Source organism: Paenibacillus sp. MZ03-122A, assembly GCF_024213325.1.
GTDB lineage: Bacteria > Bacillota > Bacilli > Paenibacillales > Paenibacillaceae > Paenibacillus > Paenibacillus polymyxa_B.
In genome coordinates this window covers 253,699-272,789 of the sequence record NZ_JANAVI010000001.1, presented here as the reverse complement: position 1 = coordinate 272,789, position 19,091 = coordinate 253,699, and the positions used below count along the sequence as shown (strand labels likewise).

Annotated in this window: 14 protein-coding genes and 1 pseudogene; 3 read left to right on the top strand and 12 right to left on the bottom strand. The window is 42.7% G+C overall.

The features are described from left to right. Positions 1 to 13: 13 nt before the first annotated feature. The 3 genes from NLX74_RS01305 to NLX74_RS01295 are packed head-to-tail and all read right to left on the bottom strand — an operon-like array spanning position 14 to position 3,432. On the bottom strand, positions 14 to 1,633 hold the full coding sequence (locus NLX74_RS01305; protein ID WP_254327732.1) for an ABC transporter substrate-binding protein: 1,620 nt from the start codon (positions 1,631 to 1,633) through the stop codon (positions 14 to 16). 18 nt (positions 1,634 to 1,651) lie between these two features. After that, positions 1,652 to 2,533 (bottom strand): carbohydrate ABC transporter permease, encoded by an 882-nt coding sequence (locus NLX74_RS01300; protein ID WP_013309484.1) that lies wholly within the window; start codon positions 2,531 to 2,533, stop codon positions 1,652 to 1,654. A gap of 14 nt (positions 2,534 to 2,547) precedes the next feature. Continuing rightward, the gene (locus NLX74_RS01295; protein ID WP_254327986.1) at positions 2,548 to 3,432 is read right to left on the bottom strand and encodes an ABC transporter permease; all 885 of its coding nucleotides are present in this window, start codon (positions 3,430 to 3,432) and stop codon (positions 2,548 to 2,550) included. 506 nt (positions 3,433 to 3,938) lie between these two features. Here NLX74_RS01295 and NLX74_RS01290 point away from each other — a divergent pair. Next, positions 3,939 to 4,973 carry a LacI family DNA-binding transcriptional regulator gene (locus NLX74_RS01290; RefSeq protein WP_235307911.1) on the top strand — a complete coding sequence of 345 codons (1,035 nt, stop codon included), beginning with the start codon at positions 3,939 to 3,941 and terminating at the stop codon, positions 4,971 to 4,973. Between the two features lie 22 nt (positions 4,974 to 4,995). Continuing rightward, complete coding sequence (locus tag NLX74_RS01285) at positions 4,996 to 5,970, top strand: carbohydrate kinase family protein (protein WP_254327731.1); 975 nt, start codon at positions 4,996 to 4,998, stop codon at positions 5,968 to 5,970. Between the two features lie 399 nt (positions 5,971 to 6,369). On the opposite strand, the gene NLX74_RS01280 is transcribed toward NLX74_RS01285, so the two are convergent. From NLX74_RS01280 to NLX74_RS01245, 9 genes and pseudogenes are all read right to left on the bottom strand, one after another. After that, positions 6,370 to 6,960: a class I SAM-dependent methyltransferase gene (locus NLX74_RS01280; RefSeq protein ID WP_254327730.1), complete on the bottom strand. Its 591-nt coding sequence runs from the start codon at positions 6,958 to 6,960 to the stop codon at positions 6,370 to 6,372. Between the two features lie 215 nt (positions 6,961 to 7,175). After that, on the bottom strand, positions 7,176 to 9,503 hold the full coding sequence (locus NLX74_RS25980; protein ID WP_483311644.1) for a glycoside hydrolase family 32 protein: 2,328 nt from the start codon (positions 9,501 to 9,503) through the stop codon (positions 7,176 to 7,178). 645 nt (positions 9,504 to 10,148) lie between these two features. After that, positions 10,149 to 10,769 (bottom strand): annotated as a pseudogene (locus NLX74_RS25975) (glycoside hydrolase family 32 protein); the annotation flags it as partial. A gap of 184 nt (positions 10,770 to 10,953) precedes the next feature. Beyond that, positions 10,954 to 11,778 (bottom strand): PTS mannose transporter subunit IID, encoded by an 825-nt coding sequence (gene manZ / locus NLX74_RS01270; protein ID WP_165176079.1) that lies wholly within the window; start codon positions 11,776 to 11,778, stop codon positions 10,954 to 10,956. Positions 11,779 to 11,806: 28 nt separating this feature from the next. Continuing rightward, positions 11,807 to 12,577 (bottom strand): PTS mannose/fructose/sorbose transporter subunit IIC, encoded by a 771-nt coding sequence (locus tag NLX74_RS01265; protein ID WP_023988666.1) that lies wholly within the window; start codon positions 12,575 to 12,577, stop codon positions 11,807 to 11,809. A gap of 39 nt (positions 12,578 to 12,616) precedes the next feature. Next, positions 12,617 to 13,099, bottom strand: a complete 483-nt coding sequence (locus NLX74_RS01260) for a mannose/fructose/sorbose PTS transporter subunit IIB (RefSeq protein ID WP_039269822.1) — start codon at positions 13,097 to 13,099, stop codon at positions 12,617 to 12,619. Position 13,100: 1 nt separating this feature from the next. Then, positions 13,101 to 13,520, bottom strand: coding sequence for a PTS sugar transporter subunit IIA (locus NLX74_RS01255; RefSeq protein ID WP_013309476.1), 420 nt, complete (start codon positions 13,518 to 13,520; stop codon positions 13,101 to 13,103). Positions 13,521 to 13,720: 200 nt separating this feature from the next. Beyond that, the gene (locus tag NLX74_RS01250; RefSeq protein ID WP_254327729.1) at positions 13,721 to 16,501 is read right to left on the bottom strand and encodes a sigma-54-dependent transcriptional regulator; all 2,781 of its coding nucleotides are present in this window, start codon (positions 16,499 to 16,501) and stop codon (positions 13,721 to 13,723) included. Positions 16,502 to 16,550: 49 nt separating this feature from the next. After that, positions 16,551 to 17,372 (bottom strand): Cof-type HAD-IIB family hydrolase, encoded by an 822-nt coding sequence (locus tag NLX74_RS01245; protein ID WP_235307906.1) that lies wholly within the window; start codon positions 17,370 to 17,372, stop codon positions 16,551 to 16,553. A 274-nt stretch (positions 17,373 to 17,646) separates the two neighbouring features. Here NLX74_RS01245 and rpoN point away from each other — a divergent pair, with 274 nt between their 5' ends. After that, positions 17,647 to 19,029, top strand: a complete 1,383-nt coding sequence (gene rpoN, locus NLX74_RS01240) for an RNA polymerase factor sigma-54 (RefSeq protein WP_254327728.1) — start codon at positions 17,647 to 17,649, stop codon at positions 19,027 to 19,029. The last annotated feature ends 62 nt before the right edge of the window (positions 19,030 to 19,091 follow it).

Below are 19,091 nucleotides of genomic sequence, written 5' to 3'. Positions count from 1 at the left end.
CCATTTAAATGTTTCAGCCTTGATCTTTAAGATATCTGTCATAGCCTTTTTGTTTGATTTCCAGCCATTTATCTAGCCCCAGTCTGGACAGCTCGGCTTTATATTCGGTCCATTCTTCTTCCACTTTACCCGTCTTGATCCATTCCGCCCGCTTGCGGTTAACGTAAGCAAACAAATCGGTTTCCAATGTGGAGATCTGCTTCTGATCCTCCAGCGAGAAGAAGACTTTCGGGAAATTATGGTCAGCCTTCATATAAGGAACGAGTCTTTCCTTCATGAGCTTAAGCCGTCCCACTGCATCATCGGGCTTGGTCGTTACTTTTCCGTAATACTCGTCAAGAATTGCCAATGGACCGCCGATATTCGTTTTTTGCCGCAGCTCGACAGGGGCCGTTCCCTTAAGCGGAAGATGCTTCAGCATATGACTCGCTTCATCGTATTCAAAAATGTTCTGCTGAGTTTTGTCGCCGTAGGTGCCCCAGTTGTCCTGTACGGACTGGATAGGATCATACAGTTGGTCAATCCATTTTGCCGTAAGCTCAAGATTTTTGTTGTCACTGGTAATCACCATTCTCCCCCGGTCAAAGCCGAGATTGTTCGTGCGGGTCACATTAACTTCACCGCTTGGCCCGGCGAGCGGATTCATCAATTCATATTTATCGTTATCTCCTGAGATGTTCGCCTTATCCCATTGAAAGTAGAGACCATATTTTTCATTCTGGCCTTTGGCCAGATACGTATTGTAATCCTGCTCGAATGACTCTTCGTCGATCAGGTTCAGCTTATACAGCTCATTAAGATATTTAATCCCCTCTTTATAACCATCCTGATCGGCAGTGAAGACCACTTTCCCCTCATTGGTCACTACCGTATGATCGCCGTTGTCCCCAAGACCGAATGATCCGAACAGAAAATTCAGGTCCTCATTGCCGTTATTGAGCATAAAGGACAGCGGGATTTCATCCGCTTGGCCATTTCCGTTAGGGTCGCCATTTTTAAATGCGAGCAGAACTTTTTTTAAATCCTCGGTGGTTTTTGGCATTTTAAGTCCCAGCTTTTTCAGCCACTCCACATTGATCCATGGCATGTCGTTTACAGAATGAATGCTCTCCTTCTCAGAACCCAGTTCTTCAATCCAAGGAAAGGCATAAATGTGCCCGTCCTGTGCGGTTATCATGGATCTGTACTCAGGTGCTTCCTTCAATACCTTCTGCAGATTCGGCATATATTTTTGAATCAAATCCTCTAAAGGGATAATAGTTCCATCCTTTCCGAGATTCAACAAATCATAATCGGAATATCCGGCATCCAGTATGGCATCTGGAAGATCTCCACTGGCAACAGCAAGGTTTCTTTTTTCAATGAAGGAATCGGAGGTGAAGTTGGTAAAATCGATATGCACCCCTGTTTTTTCTTCCAGTCTTTTATAAATCAACTTTTCATTTGGATCAGAAGGTGCCAGCGGCGAGCTTTGAGTCATAAAATGCAAAGTAACTTTCTCTTTAAGCGGCAGATTAACATTTTCCAGCTTGTAATCTTCGGATGCCGCAGAATTATTGCCTGAACCGCCACATCCGGCAAGCAGTGAAGTAGAAAGTGCCAACACAGACAAGGTTAGTAATGTTTTTTTCATCTCTATTCCCCCGATTTGTTATTTGATCGAACCTACCATGACACCCTTTTCGAAATACTTTTGGAAGAATGGATACATGACAATCAAAGGCAAACTTGATATAACAATGGCAGAGTACTTAATCATTTCAGACAATTTCTTAAGCTCCGCTTGTGCCATCGCATCGGCAATCATGCCGGGCTGAACCTGATTCTGTATCAAAATGGAGCGCAGTACCAGTTGAAGCGGAAACAGCTTCGGATCATCCAGATAAATCATGGCGTCGAAATAAGAATTCCACTGTCCGACAAAAGCGTATAAAGCTAGAACAAAAATAATAGGCTTGGAAAGCGGCAGGACGATTTTAAAGAAAATACTGAGCTCGGAAGCTCCGTCTATACTCGCCGCCTGGAACAGTTCTTTCGGAAGTCCCTGGAAATAAGTCTTTGCCAGAATAATGTTGAATACGCTGATCGAGCCGGGCAGAATAATGGCCCAGACCGTATTCAACATGCCTAAATCCTTAATCACCAGATAGGTAGGAATCAGACCGCCACCGAAAAACATCGTTATCAGGAAAAAGATCATAATGGACCGTTTCCCTACCAACTCTTCAATCGCAAGCGGATAAGCCGCGAAGACGGAAAATAATACGGTTGCGAACGCAAAGGCTGCTGAATAAAAAATAGCATTAAAAAAACCGCGGATCATGGCACTGTTGCTTAGGATTTTGGCATATCCCGTGAGTGTCCAGTCTGATGATGTAATGGCAAACCCTTTGGTAATCAGGGTATTTGGAGTTAAAAAGGACGAAAGCACCACATAAACCAGCGGTAACAGAATAGCGAGAACAAACAAACCAAGTAGAATATAATTGATGATGAGCAGAATCCGGTCCTTCCCGGTGTAATGAATATCCATAAATACCTCCTTCTTTAATACAGCCCTTCTCCTTCGTTCAGCTTCTTAACGACGGTATTTACGAAAATCAACAGGAATACATTAATTACGGAATTGAACAACCCGATTGCCGTAGAATAAGCATAATCGCCGGATTGCAACCCCACCTTGTATACGTAAGTCGCGATGATTTCCGAGGTAGGTGTGTTCAAAGCCGTCTGCATCAGGTAAGCCTTTTCATAGCCGATCGACATAATACCTCCTGCAGCGAGAATGAACAGGACGGCCATGACGGGTTTAAGAGCTGGCAGATCAATGTGGAAGATTCTCTTCATCAATGAAGCGCCATCAATTGTTGCAGCGTCATGCAACTGCGGGTCCACATTGGCTAAGGTGGCCACATAAATGATAGAGGACCAGCCCGCTGTTTGCCATATACCGGACAAAATATATACCGTTCGGAAATAGGCAGGATCAGTCATAAAAGCAATCGGCTTGCCGGTGAAGGTTGTTACCAAAGCGTTCACTATTCCAGCTGGCGATAGAAAAACAAACAGCATACCGGCAACAACAACAACCGAGATGAAGTTAGGTGCGTATACAATAAGCTGAATATTCTTCTTGAACTTCGCTCCTCTGACCAGATTTAGCATTAAGGCCAGAATAATTGGTACTGGGAAACCGAGAATAAGACCGTAAGCGCTTAATTTAAGCGTATTCATTAAAATGTCATAAAAATTTGGTGATGAAAGAAACCGCTGAAAATGTTCAAATCCAACCCATTCACTGCCGATGATGCCTTTTCTTGGGCTGAAATTTTTAAACGCAATGATCGAGCCGTACATGGGAACATACTTGAAAATGACGGTAAGAATTATGGACGGAAGCAGAAACAAATACAGTATATAATTTCGAAGCATATAGCTTAACCAATGGTTTCTTTTTTTTGTTTCTGAAGCCTTTAGTCCCCTTTTTTGAACGATCGAATTTGCCAATATTTTCCCTCCTACTGTTCACGGCTTGTTATACGACACAAAATATAAGCCATGTTATGTCATCTCTCTGACATAATTAACCAAGATGTTTTTCAAATACTTGCTTGTAATATCCACACCTCCAACAGAACGAGAATTTTACACATTCCCAAAATGAATGGGCTTACAATTTACATTTGAACATATTTTACTCTTACAATTTATCAGATGTACATTTAATTAGTCAATATATTTCGGGTGAAAAATTCATTTAAAAAGCGTATTTCAAGATAATTGTAATGTTTTCAGCAAAAATCTATCAAAATTGCACAATATAAATAAACAAACGTAAACTTTTATTATTCATTTGAATAAATACATTGTTAAAAACATGAAAATACTATATATTTAGAAATATGAAGAATCTTAATTCGGAGAATAAGGTGAACAATATGACGAGAAAGTCAAAGGTTACGATACAAGATATCGCTGATGCCTTGGGGATTTCCAGAAACACTGCCTCCAAGGCGCTTAATGGAGTGGAGAGTATTCCCGCCGTTACTAGGGACAAGGTGGTCAAAAAAGCAATGGAGCTTAAATACAAACAATTTTCTTATATGGAAACAGCTTCTGAAAAACAGGGCAATATCGCACTTTTGACCTGTAATCTTCCTAATAGCTCACACTTTGGATCTTTGTTGATCAGCGGACTGGAGAAGGAAATCAGCAAACAGGGCTATACTTTATCTATTTATTTTGTTCGTGAGAATGATATCAATTCAATGACTCTACCCGGCAATTTTGAACCTTCGAATGTGGCTGGCATCTTCTGCATCGAAATGTTCAGCAAGGAATACAGCAAGCTGATCACAGATCTTTGCATCCCAACCATTTTTATTGATTGCGCTGCGGATATGATGTATCCAGAATTGAAGGCGGATCTGGTATTAATGGAAAATGAACACAGCACATACTGTGTTACCCGGAAATTGATCGATCATGGCTATGAAAGCTTCGGTTTTGTAGGCGATTACAATCATTGCAAAAGCTTCAATGAACGCTGGGCCGGATTTAATAAGGCCTTAGCAGAAGCAGGAATCGCCGTAGATCCTGCCCTTAGCATTGTAGCGCCTGACCGCAACTTCTTTATAGAGGAGAACTGGATGGAACAGCAGTTGGATGCCCTGAGGAAGTGTCCCTCCGTCTTTATTTGCGCCAATGATTTCATTGCCATCAGCGTGATCAAATCTTTGAAAAACAAAGGGATTAAAGTCCCGGAAGATGTTGCTGTTTGCGGGTTCGATGATGCTTCGGAATCCCGGGTTGTCGAGCCTCATCTTACAACCGTGCATATTTATAGTAGTCAGATGGGTATTATTTCAGCCGAAATGTTATTGTCCAGAATCAAAGACAATACCATGCCATACCGAGTGACTCATGTCGCAACGGATATCGTATACCGGGACTCGACCCCTGTTCTAAACTAAATCTACCAAGAGGTGAATTAAAGTGAAAAATGACAGAACGGTTCTTTGTGTGGGCGAGTTGCTCATTGATTTTTTCTGCACGGATATTGATGTTAATCTTGCCAAGGGCCGGCATTTCTCCAAGCAGGCCGGCGGCGCTCCGGCAAATGTAAGCGCAGCCGTAGCCAAGCTCGGAGGAAAAGCGTCATTCTTGGGGAAAGTTGGGGCTGATCCCTTTGGCATGTACCTGAAGCAAACGTTGGATGAGCAGCATGTGGATACGTCCATGCTCCTTTTTGATCCGTCAACGCCGACTACACTGGCCTTTGTTTCCCTTGCCGCTAACGGCGAACGGGATTTCGTGTTCAACCGCGGAGCTGACCGTCAACTGTCTCTGCAGGATATTGATAGAGAATGGACCCGGCAGGCTGCCATTCTGCATTTTGGCTCGGCAACGGCCTTGCTCGCCGATCCTTTCCGAGAAGCGTATTTGTCTTTATTGGATGGAGCGAAGGCCAATGGGCAATTCACCTCCTTTGATCCCAATTACCGGGGGGACCTCTGGAAAGACAGGCAGGAGGAATTTATCACACTGTCCAGAAGAGGAATACACAATGCGGATTTGGTAAAGGTAAGCGAAGAGGAATTAAACATCATTACAGGGCTGGCTGACCGCGATGCTTCATTGGATCTTTTACATGGGTTGGGAGCCAAGACGGTGGCGGTTACCTTAGGGAAAGAAGGAACCCTCATCTCAAGTGGTGCCTCCCGTTCGTTAATCGGCAGTATCGCTGTCAAATCGATCGACTCTACTGGTGCCGGAGATGCCTTCGTCGGAGCAATGCTGTATCAAATCAGCCAGCTGAGTCAGCCTAAGGCATTTACCTCCAACGCGAAGCAGCAGCAGGAATTTGTGACACTTGCCAATCAAGTCGGCGCCATCGTGTGCACTAAAGTTGGAGCGATTGCAGCCTTGCCGTCGTTAGAAGAAGTTAATCGTTTCGTAGCGCAAGGTTGAATCAAGGAACGAAGCGTAAGAACAGCAAAAGGTGTCCGACGATCTCTAAGGTCGCTGGACACCTTTTTATGTAGAGATCCGTCATTCATTGGAAAGATGCTACTGATCAGGGCACCTTCCAATGAATGACGGAAAGCTTGGTAAATATTTAAACTTATTATTTATGATGCGGATCTCTATTAGTCTCGATTAATAAAATGAAGCGAGAGCATCGCGTCCTTATAATTGATAGGTCGATGAAAATGACTGAAGGAAGGTAAGAATATATATAATCACTTTACAAATGAAAACTTTTATATCGCAAATGAAAGAAAAAAGTATTCGCGAAGTACCAAAGATTGTGCAACCAATCCTATACAAATAGAGTGGTTGCAGTAAGTCAATTTACACTTAGCCTGATTATTTTCTGATTTTGCTGATGAAAAACGGATATTCAGGGAACACTTCGTATACATTTTTTTGCACAATATGATATTTAGTATTACTTATGTATTCCTCCAACATTTCAACGGATGTATATTTTAAACTTGCCATAAACATCAAATATCCCCCATGCTTGATTAAACTAAAACACGAATCTAAGCATTTTTTAAGGTCCCCTGTTTCATTAATAGCGGACCCAATTAGGGTTACAATATCAAAGGCTTCTTGAGGCAAATCGGAATCGAATATACTCTTGCATAAAACCTTTGACGGATTCGGATGCCGCTCCCTCTGTTGTCTATACTTAAATATCTCGCAAATACTTTCGTCAATATCAATGCTGGTTAAACCACCTCTTTCCTTAAGCCAATATCCAAGGTAATCGTCCCAATCCCCAGTTCCGATACCAACATTACATACTTGGATTTCATCAAAAATATCGAATGTCTTCTTTACGTAATCCCTTGTCACCAACTGTGTGTGAATGCACTGTGGAGAGGAGTTCCATTCTCCCGCCTCTGGACCTTTGAGTTCCAGATAATATTGCAGTAATTTCTCATCATTCATACATTGATAATACCTCCTTCATTAAGTTATGTTTGGTTTGTTCAATTCGATTAAATACGAACAAAAATTGCTCTTCCAACTTTATACCTTTTCCACTTGATATTTTGCTTACAATGTATTCTTCGCCCCAAATAATTAAAAAAAGTTTGTGTCGCTGTGCGGCGACACAAACTAAACTCATAGAGTTACAAATGTCATTATTTAACCAACTTTAATCATTCATCTTTATGTTTTAGTTTCACTTTAACTTCATTAAAAAAAGCCGTTGTATCCCGTACATTGAGACCAAAGTGTCCTTCCTTATAAGTTTGATCTTTTGTGTCGATAACTAATTTATTGTTCAAATAAACCTTAGTGATATCGCCTTGCGCTTCTACGTTGAGATGATAATCTGTATTTGGCCGTAAATCCAGTTTTCCATCATTGTTATATGTCGCAATTTCATATCCGGTCCCATCAACAAATTTAATTAATTTTACTATATTATTTTTTATATCAACAGTTGCTGCATAGGAATTCTTTGCTGTTAAGTCAGAACGAAAAACCAACGAACCTGCTCCAATGGAGTTGTCTATCGAATCTTTTTTAGAATCACTAGGGTGCGAATCTGTATCCGGCACGTTTATATTGGCTTCATATACAAAATTCCTACCGGTCACTTCTGATACTATAAAAGAATCTCTCTTACTCTGTCCCTGTTTTCCATGAATGGTGTTCGCCCACTTCCCGTTAACGGTGGTCCAACCTGATAAGTTGGATTTAAAAGAAGAGTTCTTTTCTTTCCATACACTCTTTAGAGGATATAGGTGCAAAGATTTCAGCTTTACATTTCCGCCCTTACTATAGATCTTTAGTCCTTTGCTTGCAGAATCCGCGAATATCTGATCGGTAATCACTGTCGTACCATCATTACCGAACACCTCTACAGCTGATCTATCAACAATTACCTGCAATTTAACCGTGCCGTTTTTTGGCTGTAATGGTCCCCCATGCTTACCAACTACATTACTTCCGTAATCAAAATTTCCTGAATGAGTCCGGTCAACGAATAATTGCTCGTTGTAGACATCGTAACCGACAGTAGTATATTGCTCACTTCCTTCACGGATTTTGAAGCCAAATTCTGTTGCCTTAGTATCCGATACATCAAACAAAGCGATCATCTCAAATGTATCTTCTGATAAATTAGAAAGAAGACGACTGTTACCCGATATGATTTTATTGGTATACGAAATACGATCCCCTCTGTCGCGAATGCTTTTTAGAGAAATAGGGGTTTGTTTTAAACGTAGACCCTTTGCGGTTTGAGTGAGCTCCATCTTCCGCGGCAGTGTTGTTGAACTTCTCCACGTTGAGGTGGGTGTATCGTTGGCATACTGCCAATTACTCATCCAGCCGAGCCAATATTTCTCACCATTCTCCCCTTCTACTCCACTCCAATCCACAGCAGCATAATAATCAGCCCCATAGTCAGTCCATAATACTTTATCGGAAGTATTCTCATTTTTAAACGTTTTTCCGTCAAAGCTGCCTACAAAATACTGCATGCCCGATCCGCCTGCCGGAGCACCATCATTTATACTTACCTGTAGGACCCACTTTCTTTTTGAAGGGTCGCCATCAACCGGCAATTCGACTAACGTAGGACATTCCCATATTCCTCCGATGCTGCCGTTTGAGGAAGGAATCCACTGTCCAGAAATAGCAGACCAGTCTGTGAGGAGTCCGCTTTGTTTCGTATCTGTTTTCTCCGGCTCTTTTGCAACCTGGTCAACTTTATCCGGCAGGGCTCCTTCATTATAAACATTAACATCATCAATATTTAGATGACCGTAACCATCTGTTGCATGGTCTACTGCCTTGATATATAACACTTCACCAATATAATTGGACGCGTCCCATACGTATTTCGAGTATTTTTCCTCATTAAATCTTGTATTGTCCTGGCGAATCAATTCTTGGTCGTCGGCTGCTCTGACCAATGATACATAGGTATTGTCGCCATCATCGGCTGCTCCTAGTAACAGATTGATTTCTCCGGATCCGCTTAATTTAAAATAGGAAGAATGCAGTTCACCCGTTGCTTCATCTCCCTCGTGAAGCTTGGAATATCCCCACAAGTGATAATTCCCCTCATGTCCGAAGGGTCCACCCCAATAAGTCGCTTCACTGGATACATGATCATCCGAAAAAGTATCACCCTGGGTCACAGTCCATCCGGTTAAATCGCCTGTTTCAAAATCATGATTGGTGATTTCTTTCTCATCGGTCATGATATTTCTACCCAACTGAACATCCTGAAATATCGCAGAAGAGTGTAAAAGATGTAATCCAAAATGGCCAGACAAGAAGGTTGTGTCATTGATATCATGAATGAGATTTCCGTCCAGATACATCTTTATATTTGTTCCAAATGTGCTCACTTTTAAAGCATGGCTTTGATAAGTATCCAGCGTTACTGTGGTTTCAGCCAGAACCGTTCTATTCCCGTCTTCCATTTTCACAATTTTCACTTTATCGTTTAAAGCATCGATACTCGCCATATATCCATTTTTCGCATCAGCATCCGTCCGGAAAACAAGTGATCCTGTTTCATCTCCTCCCTCTGACAAATCTATATTCGCATTATATATAAAGTTGTCCCCAGTCTTACCACTTATGATAAAAGCATCATCTGCAGATGTGCCGCTTTTCCCCTCCATGGTATCTTCCCATCGGCCGGTTACAGCTGTCCAATTAGATAGATTGGTTGTAAAGTTAGAGGTGTTCTTGAAATTCACATTTTGGAAGGAAGCTGTTGAATTCCAGGCGGTCAGACCGTAATAACCATAATCAAATTCAGTATCCGTTTCTTTAATTACAGACTGATCATCTACAAACACCTGAATGTCATGACCATATACGTCTACCTGCACGTTGTAAGTTGATGAGGTTCCTAGAGTTAAAGACTTGCTTGCAATTTCTGTATTCGATCCATCGATATTCTTATTTAAAGTAACGACATCATTTTTGGCATCCAGGCTGACGACATAACCGTTTTTCGCATTCTTGTCAGCACGAAAAACCAGACCTCCTGAGCCTTCCCGGCCATTTTTTTTATTAAGGGTAATATCTCCCTCTAAGGTGAATGAACCACCTTCCTGTGAAGACATAGCGTACGAAGTGGTATCCAGACTATTGGCCTGTATTCCGTTATCTTTGCCAAATTCACTTGCATAGGTCCATTCTTTTAAATTGGGTGAGGTATACAACATTACTTTGTTCACTGCAACCAAAGACATCACCCACTGTTTGGAGTCTTCATGCCAGAATACTTTAGGGTCTCGCCAATCCGATATCGGGGGATCCGGCATTACCGGATTTCCTTTATACTTAGTCCAGGTTCTGCCTTTATCTAAGCTATACGCAATGCTTTGAACCTGGCCTTTATCCCCGGGTTGAGTAAAGATCGCAACCATCGCTTCTTTTCCGAATCCTGCTGTATTGTTCCAATCGATCACGGCACTTCCCGAAAAAATCTGACCGTTTTCATCTGGATATAACGCAATAGGTAAGTGTTTCCAATGAATAAGATCTTTGCTCACCGCATGCCCCCAATGTAACGATCCCCATGTCGTTCCATACGGGTTATACTGGTAAAAAAGATGATATTCACCCTTATAATAAACCATTCCATTCGGGTCGTTCATCCAGTTAGCCTCAGGCGAAAAATGAATCTGATTACGGTAAGGTTCATCGTAATAACCAAGATCCGCTGCAAAGGCAGGAGTTAACGGTAAACCAAATACCATAAAGCAAATAAGCAGCATACTTAACTTCCTCTTCACCATCTTTCACATCCTCTTTTAATATTTTGAACACCAAGTGTTATTCTTAACATCACAAATAAAGCGTTTACATTTATCGCAATAACTCAATATCTTCTGTTTACGCTGTTTTGGTCACAAAAATCCGACGAAGTCCGGCCAAGGATAACTCCCTGACCGGCACGTTTTAAGCCAAAACACCAAATGCGTACCCAATAATGCCTACTGCGAATAAAGCAAAAATCAGAGCGATTGCGTTCACTTTCTTTTTCAGTAGCCTCATGCATAAAAAGGTCAATAATAGTGGCAAAAGTCCGGGCATCAATTGATCCAAAATCATCTGAACGGTCGTAATAACCTCTTTTCCATCCGTTCCCACATAACTTGATACCACCAGCGGCACATTCAGGGTGGTCCATTTGGAAACAAGTGCACCCATAACGAAAAGCCCCAGTATGGAGGCTGACTCCGTGAGTTTTTGCAACCGGTTTCCCGACATATCGGAGACAATCTCCGTACCTTTGTGATAACCGTATTTCAGACCGTACCATTTCGTTGCCAAGCGTGCAGTGTTAAAGAGAAGGAAGAAAAGAACCGGTCCGACAAGGCTCCCGGATAAGGCGATTGAGGCTCCGAGAGCAGCCAGAACCGGACGTAAAGTCCCCCAGTAAATGGGGTCACCCACTCCCGCAAGAGGTCCCATTAGACCGACTTTGACTCCACTTATGGTCGCATTGTCAATCGGCTGGCCGCTCGCTTTCTGCTCTTCCATCGCAGCCGTTACACCCATAATAGGCGCCGAGATAAACGGTTGAGTGTTGAAAAATTCCAGATGTCTTTTCAATGCCTCTTTTTGATCTTCTTTCTTGCTGTACAGCCGCTTAATCGCAGGGATCAAGGTGACACAGAAACCGATCGACTGCATTCGCTCAAAATTGAACGAGCCTAACAGGAAGCATGAACGGACAAACATCTTATTTAAATCACTTTTAGTCAGCTTCTTTTCTTTCATAGTGCTCTCCTCTCCCTTCAGGTAGTTACTATAACTCTTCAATTTCTTCCATCTTCTCATTACGCTGGTTGTATTTTGGGCTCAACTGGATGTAAAGCAGAGCCAGAACCGCGCCAATGACCCCAAAACCAACCAGATTAATGCTGGTAAAAGCTGCAATGACAAAGCCCAGAAAGAAGAATGGCATCAGGTATTTGGCTGCCATCATATTAATGACCATCGCATACCCTACGACTACGATAAAGCCGCCCGCAATTTGTAGTCCTCTGGTGATAACCTCCGGAATTGCGTTAAGCATAGCAGTCACCAGGCCCGTTTCTGCGGCAACTGCCACCAAAACAGCGGGCAAAGCAACGCGCAGACCTTGCAAAAGTAAGGCAATAAAGTGACATAGCTCAATTCCTTTGAAATTTGCAGATTCCGCATACTTATCAGCTAAATGCTGGAAGAAGACAGTAATCGTCCTGACAAAAATGGTAAGCACTTGTCCGGCGGCTGCAATTGGAATCGCAACGGCAATTCCGGCGCCGATCGATTGATGGCCGACGATGACCAAAATGGTTGAAACCACGCTGGCTAGAGCAGCGTCTGGTGCCATGGATGCTCCTACATTCATCCATCCCAAAGCCATTAATTCCAGAGTACCGCCAAGTATAATGCCAGTTTTGAGATCGCCTAGGACAAGGCCAATCAACGTACACGCAATCAGAGGACGATGGGTTTGCCCTTCATCTAGAACGCTACCCATGCCACATATGGCCGCTACCAGTGTTACCATCACAATTTGAAAAACAGTCATTTCTATAACTCCTCTCTAGTTGCCGCCTGGTATTTACGATCACATATCTTGCAGTTTGGTAATCAAGTTGATTTTCGGATCACTGGCTACTTTTCTGATTTCCAGCTCAATGCCTTTTTCATGCAGCTTACGAAATGCATCTACATCCTGTTGGTTTACGGATACCGCCCCGGTAATCTGCGTCTTTCCTTCCTTAAAACACATTCCTCCAACATTCACCGAGCGGATGGGTACTCCCCCTTCCACAACCCGCAGTACATCCGTAGGGTTGGTAAAGAGAAACAATGTTTTAAAATCACTGTATTTGGGATTATTATAAGCCTCTATCGCTTTGTTAATCGTTACGACATACGCCTTAATTCCAGGCGGCGACACCTGAAGCAATAAGGTTTTGCGTAATGTATCCGCTGCGACATCATCGCTAACGGCGATAATCTTATTGCACTTCGCTTCTTTCACCCAAACGGTCGCCACCTGACCGTGAATCAGACGGTCATCAATACGAACTAATGCAATTTCCATTCTATAATTCCTCCTCTAATTGACTGTTTCGAATGGCACGAAAAGACATCATGGAATCGTGCCCTGCATGGATCGCTAAATTTACCAAATTCTCCACTTGTTCAATTCCTCTGTTTGCAAGAAGGTCAACGATCATTGGCAGGTTTACTCCTGTCACAATATCCATTTTTTCATGGTTAACTGCAATTCGGCTGGCAGCATTATAAGGACTGCCGCCGAATAGATCAACAAGGAAGATAACACCGTCCGTCCAATCCAGCGATGCCAACGCAGCCTTATATTTCTCTACAAGTCCGCTGACACTTTCACCTGGTTCAAACGTAACACCTGCCACATTATCCAATTGGCCGAAAACCATTTCTGTTGACCTCAGTATTTCTTCAGAAAATTTCCCGTGTGTCCCAACAATTACACCGATCATCTGTCTCACCCCCTTTTTTTCTCTCCACATATCTATGATGCAAGTTCTGTGCCAAACTTCTGTATAGATCAGAAGAAATTTTGTAAACAACAAAAAAACCCCCGTTGCGTCGGAGGTTTTTTTCCAGTCTGAACAGATCATTATTTATCAATCTCCACTGCTTTCATACACATATGAAAGCGTTTTATACTCTTTGGCCATTACTGTGGAATAAAGTTATATACTTCGCTCAACATTTCGCAAATATAATATTTTTCGTCTTCAGAAAGTATAAGATTCATATCAGAAACAAATATGCTGCATGAACGGTTTACCACCTCGAATATGTGCTGGTCGAGCTGTTTCACTTCCCCCTGATAAACAAGTCCATCGCGAATAACCATACGTTCCAGCGCATAAGCTGTGTGAGTAGAAATTTGGACTTTTGTTGCATAATCAAATTTGACTTCTAATCCAAGTTCCAGCTCTTGCACAAATCTCATCACCATTCCCAGAATTTTGTGGGGATTCAAATAAGTCATAAATTCTTTCAGACTTTCCTCGCATAACTCCCTGACGACTACACTTTGATCCACAGCAGGGATCTGCTTGTTATTCAGCAGTAGCTCTCTCAATGTCTGCTCACCGCTCGCTTCAATCAGCTTTTCCAAGGGAATAAACGGGATTTCCGGCTCGCTTGGCCGTTTTACTCCAATCACGGCAAGAATGGTTCGCTTAGACCGCATATCCTGGACCACTTTATCCAACTCTCTTACGTTTGCCGGGACAACCAGTATCTCCTCATCCGTCAAATCGCAGACAACTTTCTCTACAAACTCTTTCAATTTGACCGCTGCACCTTTGCCGGAGGAGCAAACCGTCACAATTGCCTTATGGACTACTTTCACTGCGGCGCTGCTATTGTTATATCCCCTGAAATCTTTTAGCGATTGGTATATTTCCTCTATCCCCATGTCAAAAACACTGGCCTTTCGGACAGCCTCCAGCGTGAGCGGAGTTGAAACCATATCAATAGTCTTTACATTGATTCCAACACGTTCCATAATAGTTTCTTCAAGATTGAGCAAAGAGCCCATATCAACCAGCAGCAACACGCCTCTACCACGGTCAATGCTCTTTACTTTATCGATAATAAGCTCCAAAATTTCCCTAGGACTGACATCGAGGGGCATATCAACAGCACAAAGATTAGAACTGCCCAGCAAGCTGTCTACGACGCCGACGATGCTGCTCGCTGTACTGGTACCGTGTGCTGCCACAATAATTCCCACACTACCCTGTCGTTCTTCCTCAACAGATTTCAGAAGAATCGCCATATAAGTTATTTCGGCCTCCGGTACATGTACACCAAACTTAGACTCGATCAAACTTTTGATAGTCTGGGCCAGTCTGTACTCTTCATCATGTTCATTCATCGGTTCATAGATTCGGGCATCACCGTATTTTTTCTCTCTGGTGCGCTTGAAAAAGGCGCTTAAATGAAGACTGAAAGCATACACGAATCTCTCGCTGTAAATTCGGTTTAGTTCCTTTTTGGCCATTTCCTTAATCTGCTCGGAGAATTCAAGGATGTCTTTGTCCACAATTTTCAGAATTCGTTCCCTGCTCCCTTTGGTGTTATAAAAACGGTTATAAAAGCTTTTAATATGGATATTGACATCCGTAGCAATAAATCTGTGGATGTAGGCGTCGTCGAGCCCTTCTTCCTTCAGCATGCCAATCTTGTCTTCAATTAGTTTGTAAAGGTTAAACGGCAGCTCGGAAACAACCTCTTCATCCAAAGCTTTTCTTCCTTCTGGAGTAATGTATAGGCACGAGGAAATACATCCGATTTCCTTCATCTTATATTGCGTTTTATCAATATTAAACAAACCATCTCGGATATTTCCCGGCAGGTTTTTAAAATCAAGTCCTATTTCTTCTTTGTTTTCATGTATGCTGTTTAAAAAACCTTTAGCGCATACCAGCTGGATGTTCGACTTTAACTGGCCGATATTGCCGTAGGTGACGCTGCCGATCAGTGCTCTTACTACCTCTGGTTCAATCCTAATCGGCTTGTTTACCCTATTGGCCTCGTTAGCAAACAAATGCTTCAAAATCAGCATTTGCTCCTCAATAGCACGTTCCTGAAGGGAAGGGATATTGATCGTGATGGGTAAGCGCCTAATGAAGGTTTTCAGCATGGATGATCCGGGATCTTCCGTCGTAGCTCCAATCAATAACACACTCGCATCTCTTTTTCGATCCGTTTCGCCCAATTTGTTATAGGTGTGAGTATCCATGAAATAGAAAATCATTTCCTGGCCTTCTGGGGGTAAACGGTGAATCTCATCCAAAAACAGGATGCCTCCGTCAGCTTTCTCCACCAGCCCTGCTTTTTCATGATCAGCGCCTGTAAACGCCCCTTTAACGTGACCAAAGATGTGGGAAAGTAACAAGTGGGGGTTATTGAAATAATCAGCGCAGTTAAAAACGATAAATGGCGCATGCTCTGAAAACCGCTTCATATACTTGCCATAATGGTACATCAACCTGGCAAACATAGTTTTTCCAACACCCGTCTGCCCGACTATCAGGGTATGCAGACCTCTAGGAGGATACAGAATCGCTGCCTTCCCCTGCTCAACCTGGTTACGCATGCTGCCCCTGAAACCGATCAAGGCATGGAACGGATCGACCTGTTCGTCAGGCAGCAATACCTCTTTGATGCTTTTGACCTCAATTTGTTTCTCTTTCAGCCGAACCCGAAAGGTGTCCTCGATAATCTGCTTATGCAGAAATCTGACCGGTCTTCCTTTGATTTTAAGGATTAGATCGTCACGCAGCAGATTATTCAACTCTTTGCTCACATTGTTTCTCAACATCTTTTGATCATCAGCAATTTCCGCAGCCGTAATCCCTTCCCCCGCAAATAAAGCCTCTTTGGAAATTTTCTTGGTGCTTTCGGCAATATACTCTAAAATCTTATCTATTCTTTTCACCTGTATTCCTCCAGCCTGAATCAGTCATTGGAAATTGATTCCAACCTGCTTATTTAGGGAACAGAATATGGTTTTTCAGCGCATGAGCTACTCCATCCTCGTCATTCGAGAGAGTAACGGTGTTGGCAGCAGCTTTGACCTCAAGGGGAGCATTTTCCATGGCAATGCCAAGTCCTGCAAAGGCCAGCATGTCGATATCATTGTAATTGTCACCCATAGCCAGACAATCGCTTTGTTTCAGTTGGTACTCTTTTAGCAGAATTTGAATGGCTGCGGTTTTGGAAGCCTTTTTTGACATGATTTCCAGATAAGTAGGCTTGGATAAGTAGAGATTTACTTCTTCGCCGTATAGGGGTCGCAATACTTGAAGGACGCGTCTGATCTCTTCGGGATCACCCATGCACAAAATTTTACTGGTTCCATCAGTCTCTTCCCTCCAACCACTGGTAAGCTTAGAAAAACTATAAATGCGAGGCTCGATATTGGTGATGTCACGTTCTTGAAGCGCCCATGCATCCAATTGTTCAATATACCACTCATCATCCTTATACAGGCTTACGTGAAGATCATACTCAGCCAGGCTGTCAAGCAAACACTGTGTCATTTTCTTATCTATATAACGGGTGTTCAGCTTGTTCCCGTGTTTATCTATAACAAGTGCCCCACTGTAGCATATGAGAGGCTCAGAAATACCAAGATGCTTCTGCAATGGAATAATTGCTTTTGGCATTCGCGCAGAGACAAGAACCACTGGAATCTGCTTATCATTTATAACCTGGAGAATGGTTTCTTTGGTTGCTTCCGTGATTTGATGCGCCGAGTTAAGCAGCGTCCCGTCAATATCAATGCAGACAATTTTATAAGTTTCCATAAATGATTCCTCCAGCTCCAGTGTATTTTGTTATTCAATGAATGAGTATACAAGAAAGATAGTGTATATAACCAAAAATACAACACACATAATAACTGTTACTTATTACGACAAGCTTTGGCTTGTTTATGAATCGTTTCTATCAGATAAAATTACTCGGTAACGTTAACATCTAGGCAGGAGAATTGCATAGGCTTAGAGAAGTAGATCTTTCATAAATGACTGACTGTGAATTCGTACCGGAAATGTATGGAAAAGGAGTTTGAATAAGTCAATGATACGATATGGATTACAACAGGAACAAGGATTCAAGCTGGTGATGACGCCCGAATTGCGACAAGCAATCACGATCTTGCAATATTCTTCGGCTGATTTAATATCCTTTCTGCATGAACAGGCGAACAATAATCCAGTCATTGATTTGCCGGAGTTTAATATGTCCATAGGCAGTATCAAAGAAGAAGCAGAGCGGTTTTCACAGAAAGATCAAGGAGATCTGCTTGAACATTATCGTGGCGGAGAAAAATATCCATCGGTCCAGCGAGCAAACCCCGTTACATTTCTGGATTTTGTCCCCAATCCGAATGATACCCTGTTTGAACATCTGAACAGGCAGCTTGGACTGGTATGTGGGCTTACAAATTCACAGCGTATGGTGGCACGGTACCTCATTGGCAATTTGAACGAAATGGGATATTTAGAACTTGATGTTCCAACGGTCGCCTCACTATTGGACGTTCCCATAGCCGAAATTGAGGATATGCTCTTGGTGATACAGAGTTTTGATCCACCGGGGATCGCCTCTTACAGCTTGGAAGAATGTCTTCTTCTCCAGCTCCAGCTTGCTGGCATGGATGATGAATGCATAGTCAGAATGGTAAGCAACCATCTGGCCGATCTGGCGAACAATCGGATACAAAAAATTGCGGATGCTCTTGAAATCGGTAGGCAAGAGGTTATACAGATGGCCGATCGAATTCGCAAGCTAAATCCATGCCCGGGCGCAGCATTTGCTCATAAAGAGCAGCAATACATCATAGCAGATATAACGGTCGAAAAAGCCAACGGGGAATATCTTGTCCTGATTAATGACATTAGTGCGCCGCGGGTTGAGATTAACCCTTTTTACCGGCAAATGATGCAGGATCTACCGAATAGTGAAACCAAACGTTTTATCCATGAGAAGATGAATACGGCAAAATGGCTGGTCAATAGCCTGAAGCAACGTCGGCTGACCCTTCTACGGGTTGCCAAGGCCATTGTGGAAAAGCAGCAGGATTTTTTTGAGCATGGCGTGTATTTCCTCAAACCAATCACCCAAAAGGAGATTGCCGATAAGACGGGCTTACACGAATCCACGGTCAGCAGGGCGGTCAGTAATAAATTTATACAGACGCCTCGCGGATTGTTCGAGCTCAAATTTTTCTTTACTTCCTCCTTGACGTCAGCGGACGGAGATGCTGCTTCATCGGAGAGTGCAAAAAAGCGTATCAAAAATTTGATAGATGATGAGGACAAGCAAAAACCGTTATCGGATCAGGCTATTACTACCCTACTGGGAAAGGAAGGTTTGCATCTATCACGCAGAACCGTGGCGAAATATCGGGAAGAACTGAGATATCTTTCTTCTGCCAAAAGAAAAAAGTTTGAAGTTTGAATGTTTAAGGAATAGTCGCGTTTGATCCGGTTCCATATTTTTCGATTTGGCTTGATCCTGAA

What these genes read in the sequence shown, in the direction of transcription:
- NLX74_RS01305 (WP_254327732.1), bottom strand. Translation starts at nt 1,633, where the DNA reads ATGAAAAAAACATTACTAACCTTGTCTGTGTTGGCACTTTCTACTTCA.
- NLX74_RS01300 (WP_013309484.1), bottom strand. Translation starts at nt 2,533, where the DNA reads ATGGATATTCATTACACCGGGAAGGACCGGATTCTGCTCATCATCAAT.
- NLX74_RS01295 (WP_254327986.1), bottom strand. Translation starts at nt 3,432, where the DNA reads ATGCTTCGAAATTATATACTGTATTTGTTTCTGCTTCCGTCCATAATT.
- NLX74_RS01290 (WP_235307911.1), top strand. Translation starts at nt 3,939, where the DNA reads ATGACGAGAAAGTCAAAGGTTACGATACAAGATATCGCTGATGCCTTG.
- NLX74_RS01280 (WP_254327730.1), bottom strand. Translation starts at nt 6,960, where the DNA reads ATGAATGATGAGAAATTACTGCAATATTATCTGGAACTCAAAGGTCCA.
- NLX74_RS25980 (WP_483311644.1), bottom strand. Translation starts at nt 9,503, where the DNA reads ATGGCGAGTATCGATGCTTTAAACGATAAAGTGAAAATTGTGAAAATG.
- manZ (WP_165176079.1), bottom strand. Translation starts at nt 11,778, where the DNA reads ATGAAAGAAAAGAAGCTGACTAAAAGTGATTTAAATAAGATGTTTGTC.
- NLX74_RS01265 (WP_023988666.1), bottom strand. Translation starts at nt 12,577, where the DNA reads ATGACTGTTTTTCAAATTGTGATGGTAACACTGGTAGCGGCCATATGT.
- NLX74_RS01260 (WP_039269822.1), bottom strand. Translation starts at nt 13,099, where the DNA reads ATGGAAATTGCATTAGTTCGTATTGATGACCGTCTGATTCACGGTCAG.
- NLX74_RS01255 (WP_013309476.1), bottom strand. Translation starts at nt 13,520, where the DNA reads ATGATCGGTGTAATTGTTGGGACACACGGGAAATTTTCTGAAGAAATA.
- NLX74_RS01245 (WP_235307906.1), bottom strand. Translation starts at nt 17,372, where the DNA reads ATGGAAACTTATAAAATTGTCTGCATTGATATTGACGGGACGCTGCTT.
- rpoN (WP_254327728.1), top strand. Translation starts at nt 17,647, where the DNA reads ATGATACGATATGGATTACAACAGGAACAAGGATTCAAGCTGGTGATG.